The organism is Promicromonospora sp. NPDC090134, from assembly GCF_044746965.1.
In the GTDB taxonomy this organism is placed as follows: Bacteria; Actinomycetota; Actinomycetes; order Actinomycetales; family Cellulomonadaceae; genus Promicromonospora.
Genome location: NZ_JBIVCZ010000007.1, coordinates 213,734 through 227,150 on the forward strand (window position 1 = coordinate 213,734; position 13,417 = coordinate 227,150).

The following is a 13,417-nucleotide window of genomic DNA, read 5'->3' on the forward strand; positions in this document are numbered from 1 at the left end:
GGCGCGGTGACCCGCCCACCTCAGCGCGCCCGCCCGCGGCCTCCCGCCAGCGCGACGAGCGCCGCCACCACGAGGGCGACGGCCGAGACGCCGAACGCCGTCGTGTAGCCGGCCGCGGTGGGCAGCCCGGTGCCCGCGAGCGTCGTCGCGCCGACGACGGCGGTCGCGACCTGTGCCCCGAGGGAACCGCCGATGGTCCGCACGATGGTGTTCACGCCCGTGGCCTCCCCGGTCTCGTGCGGTTCGACGGCGCCGACCACCACGTTGGCGAGCGACGAGAAGGCGAAGCCGATGCCGACGCCGAGCACGCCGGCCCCCGTGGCGACGGCCCACGGGTGCTGGTGGCCCACGGCGAAGGCCGCGAAGCCGATCGCGCCGATGACGCAGGCCACGACCAGCGTCGCGGTGAACCCGATGCGCGGGCCCAGACGCCCGGCGAGCGGTCCGGCGAAGAGCATGGTCACGGCCATGGGCAGCAGGTAGAGCCCCGACTCGGTCACGGTGGCGCCGAACCCGTACCCCGCCTCGGCGGGAGTCTGCACGAGCTGCGGCACCAGGGTGAACGCGCCGTACATGCCGAAGCCGATGATCAGGGCGGTCAGGTTCGCGGTGACGAGCGTCCGGCGGCGCAGCACGCGCAGGTCGACCAGCGGCTCGGCCAGGCGCGACTCCAGCAGCACGAAGCCCGCGAACGCCGCGACCGCCACGGCCGCCAGGGCGACGACGACGCCGGGCGCCCAGAGGCGGGACTGGCTGATCGCCAGCAGCAGGGCGGTGAGCGCGACGGTCAGCACGCCGCCGCCGGCCCAGTCGACCCGGCCGCCGAGCTCCGGCCGGTCGGGGCCGACGAACGCCGCGACCGCGGCCAGGGCGAGAACGATCACGACGAGCGCGGCCCAGAACAGCCAGGGCCAGCCGAGTGCGTCGATGATCGGGCCGGGCACCACGAGGCCCACCCCGAAGCCGATGCCGAAGATCGCGCTGACGGTCCCGATCGCCACCGGCACGCGGTCCCGAGGGAACGTCTCGCGCACGATCCCGAACGCCAAAGGGAACGTCCCGGCGCCCAGCCCCTGGACCGCACGGGCGGCGACGAGCACGCCGATCGACCCGGGCAGCGCGCCCGCGAGGGCGGCCAGCAGCGTCCCGGCCGCGAGGATCGCCAGGCTCACGAGCAGCAGGCGGCGCTTGCCGAACATGTCGCCCAGGCGGCCGATGATCACCGTGCCCACCGACGACGTGAGCAGGAACGAGCTGATCAGCCACGCCGTCGTCGTGGGCGAGACGCCGAGCTCCCGCTGCAGGGCGGGCAGCGCCGGCACGACCATGGTCTGCAGCAGGGAGAACGAGAGCACTGCCAGCAGCAGTGCGACGAACGGTCCGGCGGTGCCCTGTCGGGTCGCCTCACGAGTTGATGTCATGGCGACATCATTACATTATGTAACGACCGAGTGATAGTGTCCCCCCGTGGAACACCCCGCGGGCCGACCCCCGACGCTGCTGGGCCTGCCCTCCTATCTCGCCGGGCACGTCTCGCGCATCGGCCACCGCGCGCTCGTCGCGGACCTCGCGCGGCACGGGCTCCGGCTGCCGCACTTCGCGGTGCTCACGGGTCTCCACGACCTCGGCCCGCTCGGCCAGCACGAGCTCGCCGACCGGCTCGGCCTCAACCGCAGCCACCTGGTCGGATACCTCGACCGGCTCGAGGAGGCGGGCCTGCTCAGCCGGCTCCGCGACCCGGGGGACCGCCGGCGTCAGCAGGTGCAGCTCGAACCCGCGGGCGAGCGCCTCACGGCCGAGCTGATCGAGGGCGCCCGCGCCGGCGAGGCGGCCGACCTGGCCGTGCTCAGCGAGGACGAGCTGGCGACGCTGACGGAGCTCCTGCGCCGGGTGCTGCTCGCCGACGACGCCGCCGCTGCCGCCGCCGGGGGCACGCCGCCCACCGGCGACTGACGGCGACTGACGGCGACGACCGGCGCCGCCGGCCGGGTCGCTCAGCCCCGCAGCTCGTCGACGGAGGCGCCCGGCTGCTCGGTGAGCTCGGCGGCGTCCTGCGTGGCGGCCCAGGAGGCCAGCAGTGCCAGGCCGTCCGCGGCCGGTGAGCCGGCCGGCGCGGTGTAGACGTTGAGCACCAGCCCCGGCTCCGACGGCAGCTCCATCGACTCGAAGGTCAGGTCGAGCTGCCCCACCACCGGGTGTCGCAGCCGCTTGAACCCGCTGCGGTGCAGCCGCACGTCGTGCGAGGCCCACCGCTGCCGGAACAGCTCGCTCCGCGTGGAGAGCTCGCCGACGAGCTCGATCAGCGCCGGGTCGTGCGGGTTGCGGCCCGCCTCGAGGCGGAGGTAGGAGGCGGAGTCCCTGGCGATCCGCTCCCAGTCGACGAAGAAGTCCCGGGCTGCGGGGTCCAGATAGACGAACCGCGCGGTGTTCGCCGGACGGCGCGGGTCGGCGAGCACCGGCGCGTACAGGGCGCGGGCCAGCCGGTTCATCGCGACGATGTCGTGGCGTCCGTTGCGCACCCACGCGGGCGCGTCGCTGATCGCGTCGAGCACCTGCTGCACGGCGGGGCGCACCGTCGTCGGCGCGCGTCCTCGCCGGGCCTTGCCCGAACCCGCCGAGCGGGCCAGCGTGAACAGGTGCTCGCGTTCGGCCTCGTCGAGCTGCAGCGCCCCGACCAGGGCGTCCAGCACGCCGTCCGAGGCACCGGACAGGTTCCCGCGCTCCATCCGCACGTAGTAGTCGACCGAGACGCCGGCCAGCATCGCGACCTCCTCGCGGCGCAGGCCCTTGACCCGCCGGTTGCCGCCGTAGGCAGGCAGCCCGGCCTGCTCGGGCGTGATGCGGGCCCGCCGCGAGCTGAGGAACTCGCGGACCTCGGCGCGGTGGTCGATCTGTCCCATGCCCCCACGGTAAGCCGACCCCTGCCGCCATGGGAGGCACTGGCGTTACCCGGAACCACCGGGACTCCCCGGGGCCCGCGGACCGCGGTGTGCTGAGGGCGACGCACCAGGAGAGGCAGCATGCACACCACCGCAGCACCCCACGTGGGCACCCCCACGAAGACCGGCACGACGGCGATCCTCGCCGTCATCCTCATCAGCTACTTCATGATCCTGCTCGACAACTCCGTGATCTTCACCGGGCTGCCGAGCATCCGCGCCGACCTCGGCCTCGACCCCGCCGCGCTCTCCTGGGTGCAGGACGCCTACACCCTCGTGTTCGGCGGCCTCCTCCTGCTCGGCGCCCGCGCCGGCGACCTCCTGGGCCGGCGACGCCTCTTCGTCGCCGGGCTGGCCGTCTTCGGCGCCGCCTCGCTGCTCGTCGGGCTCGCCCCTGCCGGCTGGTGGATGATCGCGGCCCGCGCCCTGCAGGGGGTCGGCGCCGCCGTCGTCGCCCCCACCTCCCTGGCCCTGATCACCGCGCACTTCGAGGGCCCCGCGCGGGCCCGCGCCGTCGCCTGGTACAGCGCGACCGCCGGGATCGGCGCCAGCCTCGGGCTGGTGGTCGGCGGGGCGCTCGCGGACTGGGTCTCGTGGCGCGCCGCGTTCCTCGTCAACGTGCCGATCGCGGTGGCGATGATCGTCCTGGCCCGGCGGGTCCTGGCCGAGACGGAGCGGCGCACCGGCCGGTTCGACGTCGGGGGCGCGGTCGCCGCGACCCTCGGCACGGGTGCCCTCGTGCTCGGGATCATCGAGTCGGGCGAGCGGGGCTGGACGTCGCCCGTGACCCTGGGCGCGCTCGCGGCGGGCCTGGTGCTGCTGACCGTCCTGGTGCTGCACGAGGCGCGGACGGCCCACCCGATCATGCCGCTGCGGTTGTTCCGCAGCCGGGAGCGCAGCGGCGCCTACGCCGCCCGCCTGCTCTTCCTGGGTGCCATGATCGGCTTCTTCTACTTCACCACCCAGTACCTCCAGGACGTGCTCGGCCTCAGCCCGCTGCAGGCCGGCCTCGGGTTCTTCCCGATGACGCTGGTCAACTTCGCCGTGGCGCTGGCCGTCCCGCGGCTGCTGCGCCGGATCCCGGGTGCCGTGCTCCTGGCGGCCGGCCTGGTGCTCAAGCTCGCCGGCCTGGCCTGGCTGAGCCGGGTCGGCCCGGACGACGCCTACCTCACCGCCGTCGCGCTCCCGATGCTGCTCGTCGGGGCGGGCCAGGGCCTCGCCTTCGCGCCGCTGACGAGCTCCGGCATCGCCGGGGTCGCGCCCGAGGACGCCGGGGCGGCGTCCGGCCTCGTCAACACCGCCCACCAGCTCGGCATGGCGCTCGGCCTGGGTGTCCTCGTCGCGGTCGCCGCGCACGCCGGCGGCGGGTCCGACGCCACTGCGCCCGACCTCGCCGGGCCGGCTGCCGCACAGGTCGCCGCGCAGGTCAGCGCGGCCCTGACCGGGGCCACGACGCTGGTCGCGCTGGCGCTCGTCGTGGTGCTGGTGGTGCTCCTGCCGGCGCGGCGGCCGCGGGGCTGACCGGCCGCCGGCCGCCCTCGTCCGGCGTGACGTCCACCCTGGGGACGACGACGACGTCCACCCTGGGCCCGATGCCGGCGCCGACGCCGGTCGGTAGCTTCGTGGCCATGACCCCGACCGTCCGGAGCACCTCCGGCCCGACCGCGACCGCCTCGACCCCCTCCGCCCGCGCGGGCCTGGCCCACCCGGTGGTGCGCGCCGGGGTCGTCGTGGTCCTGAGCGTCGTGCTGGGCGGTCTGACGTCGTACGCCCAGGGCTTCCTGCCGGACGCGTTCGCGTCGTTCGCCAACTCGGCCAGCGGCTGGACGGTGCTCACGGCCCTGCTCGTCCTCTGGTCCCGGCTGCGCACCGCGCCCGCCGCGGTGCTGGGCGCGGTGAGCTTCGTGCTGCTCGTGCTCGGGTACATGGCGGCGTCCCAGGTGCGGAGCTACGTGTACGACCCGCTCCTGTTCTCGGCGGTGGGCGTGGTGGCCGGCCCGTTCGTCGGCGTCGCCGCGTCCTGGCTGCGCGCCACCGGCGTCCGTGCGGCCCTCGGCGCCGCGCTGCTCGCGGGCATCGGGGTGGGGGAGTCGGTGTACGGGCTGAAAGTGGTCCGGGAGACGACCAGCCCCGTCTACTGGACCGTGATCGGCGTCGCCGGGCTCGCGCTCCTGGCGGGCCTGCTCGTGCGCCGTGTTCGCGGTGCGCTGCCGGTGGCCCTGGCCGCGGGCGGGACGGTGCTCGTCGCGGCGACCTTCTTCCTCGCCTACTCCAGCCTGTAGTCCGTCCGGGGCGCGACCGGGCCAGGTCAGCGCGCGGGTCGCGCGGTTCGTCGGGCAGCACGACCCGTCGGTGCACGTCGACGGCTGAGCTCGCGGGGCGGCCGGGCCCGGGGGTCGCTTGCTTGCTCCACGCTGTTTGAGAATCGTTCTCACTTCTGGTTGACTCCTCCTCGGTAACGAGAATGATTGTCATTCTAGATGGAAGGAGCGGGCGGCCCAGACCGCCCGACCGACGATGAGAAATCACCCCACCCGCGCGGCCGCAGGCCTCGGCGCGGCACTGTCCCTCGTCATGCTCAGCGCCTGCGCTGCGGAGGGCGCGTCGTCCGGCTCGGCCTCGGAGCCGGCCGGCGCCGACGAGCACGAGGAGCACGCGGCGCCCGACGCGACCGAGGCCCAGGCGCGCACGCCTCGCGTCGCGGTCACGTACGACGGCGGTGTCCTGGTGCTCGACGCGATGAGCCTCGAGCCCGTGGGCGAGATCGAGCTGGAGGGCTTCACCCGCCTCAACGCGGCGGGCGACGAGCGGCACCTGATGGTCTCCACGACCGGCGGCTTCCAGGCCCTCGACCTGGGATCCTGGGCCGAGGCGCACGGTGACCACTCCCACTACTGGACGGCCAGGCCGACGCTCACCGACGTCACGTACGAGGCGTCCGAGCCCGGTCACGTCGTGGTCCACGAGGGCCGCACCGCGCTGTTCGACGACGGCACCGGCCTGGTGCGCGTGCTCGACTCGGCGCACGTGGCCGACGCCGACGCGGCGGCCCGCGAGCACACCACGCCGTCGGCCCACCACGGTGTGGCCGTCGAGCTGACCGACGACACCCTGGTGGTCTCCGAGGGCACCGAGGACGCGCGCACCGGCATCCGGGTGCTCGACGGCGACGACCAGGAGATCGCGGCGTCCGACGAGTGCCCCGGCGTGCACGGCGAGGCGGTGGCCGCCGACGAGGCCGTCGTCATCGGCTGCGAGGACGGCGCCGTGGTCTACGCCGACGGCAAGATCACCAAGGTCCAGTCCCCGGACGCGTACGGCCGCATCGGCAACCAGGCCGGCACCGAGGCGTCGCCGGTCGTGCTGGGCGACTACAAGACCGACAACGACGCCGAGCTGGAGCGGCCCACGCAGGTGTCGCTGATCGATACGCGGACCGGCGACCTCCAGCTGGTCGACCTGCCGTCGTCGTACACCTTCCGGTCGCTCGCGCGGGGCGACGAGGGCGAGGCCCTCGTGCTCGGCACCGACGGCCAGGTGCACGTGATCGACCCGGAGTCGGGCGAGCTGACGTCATCGATCCCGGTGATCGACGAGTGGGAGGAGCCGGCCGAGTGGCAGGAGCCGCGACCCGCGATCCTCACGCTGGACGGCTCGGTCTACGTGACCGACCCGGCCACGGACTCGATCCACGCGGTGGACGTCGAGACGGGCGAGGTCTGGAAGTCCGCCGACCTCGGCGTCACCCCGAACGAGCTGGCCGGCGTCACGGGCGGGGAGGCCCACACCCACTGACGTGACGACCGCACGCGTCAGACCCTCAGGTCACCCGGGTGACCTGAGGGTCTGACACGTCGGAGGATCAGGGCTGGGCGAAGAAGGTGCGGATGTCCGCGACGACCTGGTCCGGGACCTCCATCGCCGCGTAGTGGCCGCCCGTCGGGTACTCGGCCCAGTGCTCGATGCGGGCGTTGTCGCGCTCGGCGAAGGCCCGGATCGTCTTGAAGTCGTCGGCGAAGACGGCCACGCCGATCCGGCCCGTGCTGACCACCGGCTCGGCGCCGGACCGCGCCTCGGTGTAGTGGTAGCGCGTCGAGGTGGCCGACGTGTTGGTGAGCCAGTAGAGGCTGACCTGCGCCAGGACCTGCTCGCGGGAGACCCGGCTCGTGCCGTTGCCGAAGCTCTCGAACAGCTCGTTGTACGCGAGCTGCCCGACCGGGGAGTCGCTGAGCGCCGCGGCCACGGTCTGCGGCCGGGAGCCGTTCATCGTGTTGTACGCGCCCACGCTCTGGAACCACTGGAGGTGCTCCAGCGCCGCGAACTCCTTGGGTCCGAACCCGTCCATCTCGCCGTCGGCGCCCGACGGGAACGAGAAGAGCTGCAGCAGGTGCGCCCCCTGGAATCCCTCGGGGTCGAGCACCGCCAGCTCGCGGCCGATCATCGCGCCGGCGTCGCTGCCGTGGGTGCCGTAGGACTCGTAGCCGAGCCGGCGCATCAGGGTGTCCCAGGTGCGGGCGACGCGGGCCATCGTCCAGGTGCCGCCGTCGGCCGGCTCGCTCAGCGGGGTGCTGAACCCGAAACCGGGGATCGACGGGACCACCACGTCGAACGCGTCCTCGGCGCGGCCGCCGTGCGCGACGGGGTCGGTGAGCGGGCCGATCATGTCGAGGAAGTCGAGCACCGAGCCCGGGTAGGTGTGGGTCAGGAGCAGCGCCCGTGCGCCGGGCTCGGCCGAGCGGACGTGCAGGAAGTGGACGTTCTGGCCGTCGATGTCGGTCAGGAACTGCGGGAACGCGTTGACGCGCTCCTCGACCGCGCGCCAGTCGAAGTCGTCGCGCCACTGCTCGACCGACTCGCGGAGGTAGGACTCCGGCGTGCCGTAGTCCCAGGAGTCCCCCGGCGCGGCCGGGGCGAAGCGGGTCCGGGCGAGGCGGTCGTTCAGGTCGTCGAGGTCGGCCTGGGGGATGTCGACGCGGAAGGGGCGGACGCTGGTGTCGTTGGTGTTCATGTCTCCGACTCTACGAGCCGTTCAGGAACGGTTCTTTCCTCTATTCTGAACGGGTCCCAGATCTTTTTTCGGATGTCGCAGAGGAGCCACGATGACGACGACGGCGGGGCGCCTGCTCGCCCTCCTGGGCCTGCTCCAGTCCCGTGCCGAGTGGACCGGGCCGGAGCTCGCGGCGCGCCTCGACGTCACCGACCGGACGGTGCGCAACGACGTCGCGCGCCTGCGCGACCTCGGCTACCCCGTGGACGCCGTGCGCGGGCCGGGCGGGCGGTACCGCCTCGGCGTGGGCGGCAAGCTGCCCCCGCTGGTGCTCGACGACGAGGAGGCGGTCGCGATCGCCGTCGGGCTGCGGGCCGCGAACGCCGTGGCGGGCATCGAGGAGTCCAGCGCCCGCGCGCTGGGCAAGCTGGAGCAGGTGCTGCCCGACCGGCTGCGGCGTCAGGTCGTCGCGCTGCGCGACGCGACGGAGGCCGGGCCCTTGAACACCAACAGCAACGTCGAGGATCCCGTCGTCGACCCCGCGCTGCTCACCGAGCTGGCCGCGGCGATCCGCGACCACCAGGGCCTGCGCTTCTGGTTCCGCGAGGAGCCGCGGGAGGTGGAACCGGTCCGGCTCGTGGCGTGGCAGCGCCGCTGGTACCTCGTGGGGCGGGACGTCGGCTCGGGGCGCTGGGAGCCGTTCCGCGTGGACTGGCTGGAGCTGCGCCGGCCCGGCGGGCGGCGCTTCACACCCGTGGCGCCGCCGTTCGACCTGACCGAGTTCGTGGTGCGCGAGGTGGCCCGGACGGGCTGGGCGGTGCACACGCGGATCGTCGTGCACGCCCCGGCGCACGAGGTGCTCGACCGCATCAACCCCGCGGTCGGCACGGTGGAGCCGCGCGACGACACGTCCTGCCTGCTCGTCACCGGCGGAGACAGCATCGAGACGGTGGCCGTCTGGATCGGCATGCTCGGGCTCGACTTCACGGTGACCGGGCCGCAGGGCCTCGTGGACCACCTGAACGTGCTGTCCCGGCGGTACGCGGCGGCGGCGCGCTTCGCGTGAGATTCGCGGGTGCGTCGGACGACACCGCAGGACCCTGTGGCGCGCGCATCCCAGTACCTCGGGATGCCACGGATCTGCTCTGGATGAGGTGGGACCCGACAACGGGGCTGGAGGAATGGGTCATGTACGCCGTCGTGCAGGCCATCGCCGAGGAGTATCTGACCGGTGGTGCCGAGCGGGGCGCTCGGTCGGCCGATGACGGGGTGGTCTGGATCGCCCTCGACGACTGACCCGGCCTACGCCAGCATGCCGCGCAGCATCGCGCCGAGGATCCGGGCCAGGCGCGGCTCGACCTCCACCAGGGCGTGCGAGAGCCGCGGGTCGGAGCGGTAGAGCGCGGCGACCTCCGGGCCCGGGGTGGCGATCTGGTGGAAGGTGCCCGCCATCGAGGTGGCCGCCGCCACCAGGTCGACGCCGTCCTGCTCGGTCAGGCCGGGCAGGGCCGCGCGGACCGCCGGGACGATCTGGCCCAGGCCGTCGCGCGTCGTCAGCTTGAACTCCCGCACCTTCTCCACCGACACGTTCCGCTCGAGGTTCAGCGGCGTCTGCGCGAGCAGGTCGCAGAACATCCCGCGCGCCGCCAGGGTCGAGGCGAACGCGGCGGCGACGGCGTCGGCGTCCGGCCGCGTGACGGCGCGCACCCGGGCGGCGAGGGCCGGCGCCCAGTCCTGCCAGCCCTCGGCGGTGAGTCGCAGGAAGATCTCCTCGCGCGTCTCGAAGTACCGCAGCATCGCGGACTTGTGCATGTCCACGGCGGAGGCGATGTCGGTCAGCGTCACCTCCCGGATGCCGCGCTCGGCGCCCAGCCTGCGGGCGGCGTCCAGGATGGCGGCCTCGCGCAGCAGCTTGGCCTCGGGGGAGCGGGCGCGCTGGAAGTCGGGAGTCGTCATGGGCACATCTTAGCGCAACGGGGTTGCGTAAGTTAGAGCAACGGTGTTTTATTAACGACATGCAGAAGACATGGTTCATCACCGGTTCGTCCCGCGGCTTCGGCCGTTCCCTCGTCCTCGCCGCGCTCGCCGCCGGCGACCGGGTCGCCGCCACGGCGCGCCGCCCCGAACAGCTCGACGACCTCGTGGCCGAGTACGGCGAGCGGATCCTCCCGCTCCGCCTCGACGTGACCGACCAGGACGGCGCCCGCGCCGCGCTGGCCGAGGCCGCCGCCCGGTTCGGGCGCGTCGACGTCATCGTCAACAACGCGGGCTACGCCAACGTGGCCCCGATCGAGACGGCGGACGACGCCGACGTCCGCACCCAGTTCGAGACCAACTTCTGGGGCGTCTACCACGTGTCCAAGGCGGCGATCCCGCTGCTGCGGCAGCAGGGCGGCGGCCTCGTGATCCAGTTCTCCTCGGTGGGCGGCCGGGTCGGCGGCTCGCCGGGCATCGCGTCCTACCAGGCGGCGAAGTTCGCCATCGACGGCTTCAGCCGCGTGCTCCGCGTCGAGACGGCGCCGTTCGGCGTCAAGGTGCTCGTCGTCGAGCCGAGCGGGTTCCGCACCGACTGGGCCGGCACGTCCATGACCGTGCACGACACCCCCGCCGGGTACGAGTCCACCGTGGGCGCCATGAACGACCGCATGCGCCAGGCCGGCGCGAGCCAGGCGGGTGACCCGGCCCGGGCTGCCCAGATCCTCGTCGCGCTGGCCTCGCGCGACGACCTGCCCGACAACCTGCCGCTCGGCGTGAACGCCACCGAGATGTCCGTGGCGCAGGACCGCCGGCTCCTGGAGTCGGACCAGCGCTGGAGCGCGGTGAGCCGCTCCGCCGACTTCGCGGAGCCGTTCCCGGCGGAGCTCCCCGCGGTGTGAGTGCTCATCTGTGAAGGTCATCGTGCTCATCTGTTAGCCTGGCGGCTGTTCAACGGAGTCGAAGGGCGGCGGAGGAGCACGATGACGGCACTCGACGAGGAGACCGTGGGCAGCCTGGTGGCGTCCGCGCCGCAGGGCGCGGACCTGACGGTGCCCACCTATGACCGGTCCCGGCTCACGGCCGGGATCGTCCATCTCGGGGTGGGCGGCTTCCACCGCGCGCACCAGGCGATGTACCTCGACCGGCTGATGGCGCAGGGCAAGGCGCTGGACTGGGCGGTCTGCGGCGTCGGCGTGCTGCCGGGCGACGCCCGGATGCGCGACGCCCTGACCGCCCAGGACGGCCTCTACACCCTGGTGCTCAAGGACCCCGACGGGCGCCTGGAGGCGCGCGTCGTCGGGTCGATCAAGGAGTACCTGCTGGCCCCCGACGACCCGGAGGCGGTGCTGGAGAAGATGGCCTCGCCCGAGGTCCGCATCGTCTCGCTGACCGTCACCGAGGGCGGGTACAACATCCACCACGTGACCGGCGAGTTCGACCTGGCCGACCCGGCGGTCGCCGCCGACCTGGCAGACGGGGCCGTCCCGGCCACGACGTTCGGGCTGGTCACCGAGGCCCTGCGCCGCCGCCGCGACCGGGGCGTGCCGCCGTTCACCGTGATGAGCTGCGACAACATCCAGGGCAACGGCGAGGTCGCCCGGCGCGCCTTCACCACGTTCGCCCGCGCCAAGGACGCCGGCCTGGCGGCCTGGATCGAGCGGGAGGTCGCGTTCCCGAGCTCCATGGTCGACCGCATCACGCCCGTCACCACGGACGCCGACCGCGCCATGGTCGCCGAGCGCTTCGGCGTCGACGACGCCTGGCCCGTGGTGGCCGAGCCGTTCGAGCAGTGGGCGCTGGAGGACACCTTCCCGACGGGTCGGCCCCCGTTCGAGGACGCCGGCGTGCAGGTGGTGTCCGACGTCGAGCCGTACGAGCTGATGAAGCTGCGGCTGCTCAACGCGAGCCACCAGGCCCTGTGCTACGTGGGCTACCTCGCCGGGCACCGGTACGCGCACGAGGTGGCCGGCCAGGACGTGTTCGCCCGGTACCTGCTCGGCTACATGGACCGCGAGGGCACGCCCACGCTGGAGCCGGTGCCGGGCATCGACCTGGACGCCTACAAGCACACGCTCGTCGAGCGGTTCGCCAACCCGCACGTGGCGGACACTCTCGCGCGGCTGTGTGCCGAGTCGTCGGACCGTATCCCCAGGTGGCTGCTGCCCGTGGTCCGGCACCACCTGGAGCACGGCGGGCCGATCGAGCACGCGGCGCTGGTCGTGGCCTCCTGGGCCCGCTACGACGAGGGCGTGGACGAGGCGGGCGCACCCATCGAGATCGTCGACCGCCTCGCCGACCGGCTGCACCGCGCGGCCCTGGCTCAGCAGGAGGACCCGCTCGCGTTCCTGCGCGACCGCGAGGTGTTCGGCGACCTGGTCGACGACGAGCGGTTCACCGCCGCCTACCTCGCGGCGCTGGACTCCCTGCACCAGAAGGGCGCCCGCGCCACGGTCGAGGCCCTCGTCGCCCGCTCCTGACACGCCGGGGTCAGGGGGCGAGGGCCTCCAGCGCGGTCGCGGCGGCGTCGTCCACCACCAGGGTGTCGGCGACGCCGCCGCCCACCGCGGCCAGCAGGCCGGGCGCGACGGCGGACCCGTAGCCGATGGCGATCACCCGGGGCGTGGCGGCGAGCTGTTCCAGCGTCACGCCCACCACGCGCTCGTCGAGGCTCGTCCGGACGGGTCGGCCCGCGGCGTCGAACAGGCGGCCCGAGCACTCGGCGATCGCGCCCGCCGCCGTGGCCGCCCGCTGCTCCTCGGCGCTGATCTGCGGGAACACGGTGGAGCTGCGCTCCGACCAGTGGCCGATCGCGACGACGGCCACGTCCAGGTGGTCGGCCCGCGCCAGCGCGTCGGCGATCTCGGGCTGCCGGCGCAGGCCCGCGGCCGTCGCGGCGTCGGCCACGAGCAGCGGCGACCAGACGGGCCACGTGCGCACACCCGGCATCTGCGCGAACGTGCTGATCAGGGCCAGCGAGTTGCCGCTGCCCTCGACCGGCAGGGCCCCGACGAGCTGGACGACGTCGCAGTGGGGGAGCTGCCCGATGTGCCGCACCGCGGCCTCGACCGTCCGCGACCACGACACACCCACGGTCATGCCCTCGGCGATGTGCTCCCGCACGGCGCGGGCAAGCTCGACCGCGACATTCTCGCGGGTGGCGACGGGGTCGGCGCCGCTGGGCGCGACGAGGATCTCGCGCGCGCCGAGCCGGGCGGCGAGGTGTGCCCCGCGCTCGCCATCGGCCCGGGGCGCGGTGATCTCGATGCGCACCACGCCCTGCTCCCGGGCCAGCGCGAGGAGGCGCGCCACCTGGAAGCGGGAGATGCCGCGGTCGCGTGCGATGTCGACCTTGGACTTGCCGTCGAGGTAGTAGTCCGTACTCACCTCGACCATGAGGTTCGTGTCGTTCTGGGGCACCTGCGTCCTCACTCCCGCAGGCGGCAGCGGGAACCATTCGAGCGACTTCTGAGCGGGGACCTTGCTCACCTGAGCATACCCAACTACTCTGCGGATG

General features: G+C 73.7%; 12 protein-coding genes. 7 read left to right on the forward strand and 5 right to left on the reverse strand.

Annotated elements, in window-relative coordinates; genetic code table 11:
- Positions 1–20: 20 nt before the first annotated feature.
- Complete coding sequence (locus tag ACIPN7_RS19845; protein ID WP_400546082.1) at positions 21–1,421, reverse strand: MFS transporter; 1,401 nt, start codon at positions 1,419–1,421, stop codon at positions 21–23.
- Between the two features lie 46 nt (positions 1,422–1,467).
- Here ACIPN7_RS19845 and ACIPN7_RS19850 point away from each other — a divergent pair, with 46 nt between their 5' ends.
- A complete protein-coding gene (locus ACIPN7_RS19850; protein ID WP_400546085.1) occupies positions 1,468–1,953 on the forward strand; it encodes a MarR family winged helix-turn-helix transcriptional regulator in 486 nt (161 codons plus the stop codon).
- Between the two features lie 41 nt (positions 1,954–1,994).
- Here ACIPN7_RS19850 and ACIPN7_RS19855 read toward each other — a convergent pair whose 3' ends face one another.
- Positions 1,995–2,900, reverse strand: coding sequence for a helix-turn-helix transcriptional regulator (locus ACIPN7_RS19855; RefSeq protein ID WP_400546088.1), 906 nt, complete (start codon positions 2,898–2,900; stop codon positions 1,995–1,997).
- Between the two features lie 120 nt (positions 2,901–3,020).
- Between ACIPN7_RS19855 and ACIPN7_RS19860 the strand changes: the two genes are divergently transcribed.
- From ACIPN7_RS19860 to aztD, 3 genes are all read left to right on the forward strand, one after another.
- The gene (locus tag ACIPN7_RS19860; protein WP_400546091.1) at positions 3,021–4,460 is read left to right on the forward strand and encodes an MFS transporter; all 1,440 of its coding nucleotides are present in this window, start codon (positions 3,021–3,023) and stop codon (positions 4,458–4,460) included.
- A gap of 107 nt (positions 4,461–4,567) precedes the next feature.
- Positions 4,568–5,221, forward strand: coding sequence for a DUF6518 family protein (locus ACIPN7_RS19865; protein ID WP_400546094.1), 654 nt, complete (start codon positions 4,568–4,570; stop codon positions 5,219–5,221).
- A 235-nt stretch (positions 5,222–5,456) separates the two neighbouring features.
- Positions 5,457–6,734, forward strand: a complete 1,278-nt coding sequence (gene aztD / locus ACIPN7_RS19870) for a zinc metallochaperone AztD (RefSeq protein ID WP_400546096.1) — start codon at positions 5,457–5,459, stop codon at positions 6,732–6,734.
- Between the two features lie 67 nt (positions 6,735–6,801).
- On the opposite strand, the gene ACIPN7_RS19875 is transcribed toward aztD, so the two are convergent.
- Complete coding sequence (locus ACIPN7_RS19875) at positions 6,802–7,947, reverse strand: epoxide hydrolase family protein (protein WP_400546099.1); 1,146 nt, start codon at positions 7,945–7,947, stop codon at positions 6,802–6,804.
- A 91-nt stretch (positions 7,948–8,038) separates the two neighbouring features.
- Here ACIPN7_RS19875 and ACIPN7_RS19880 point away from each other — a divergent pair, with 91 nt between their 5' ends.
- Positions 8,039–8,992 carry a helix-turn-helix transcriptional regulator gene (locus ACIPN7_RS19880; RefSeq protein WP_400546102.1) on the forward strand — a complete coding sequence of 318 codons (954 nt, stop codon included), beginning with the start codon at positions 8,039–8,041 and terminating at the stop codon, positions 8,990–8,992.
- Positions 8,993–9,228: 236 nt separating this feature from the next.
- Here the strand turns inward: ACIPN7_RS19880 and ACIPN7_RS19885 are convergent, their stop codons facing one another.
- Positions 9,229–9,882, reverse strand: coding sequence for a TetR family transcriptional regulator (locus tag ACIPN7_RS19885; protein ID WP_400546105.1), 654 nt, complete (start codon positions 9,880–9,882; stop codon positions 9,229–9,231).
- A gap of 59 nt (positions 9,883–9,941) precedes the next feature.
- On the opposite strand from ACIPN7_RS19885, the gene ACIPN7_RS19890 reads away from it, so the two are divergent.
- Together ACIPN7_RS19890 and ACIPN7_RS19895 are read left to right on the forward strand one after the other, a co-directional pair.
- Complete coding sequence (locus ACIPN7_RS19890) at positions 9,942–10,802, forward strand: SDR family NAD(P)-dependent oxidoreductase (protein WP_400546108.1); 861 nt, start codon at positions 9,942–9,944, stop codon at positions 10,800–10,802.
- Between the two features lie 81 nt (positions 10,803–10,883).
- Complete coding sequence (locus ACIPN7_RS19895) at positions 10,884–12,380, forward strand: mannitol dehydrogenase family protein (protein ID WP_400546111.1); 1,497 nt, start codon at positions 10,884–10,886, stop codon at positions 12,378–12,380.
- Positions 12,381–12,390: 10 nt separating this feature from the next.
- Here ACIPN7_RS19895 and ACIPN7_RS19900 read toward each other — a convergent pair whose 3' ends face one another.
- The gene (locus ACIPN7_RS19900; protein ID WP_400546114.1) at positions 12,391–13,320 is read right to left on the reverse strand and encodes a sugar-binding transcriptional regulator; all 930 of its coding nucleotides are present in this window, start codon (positions 13,318–13,320) and stop codon (positions 12,391–12,393) included.
- Positions 13,321–13,417: the final 97 nt, after the last annotated feature.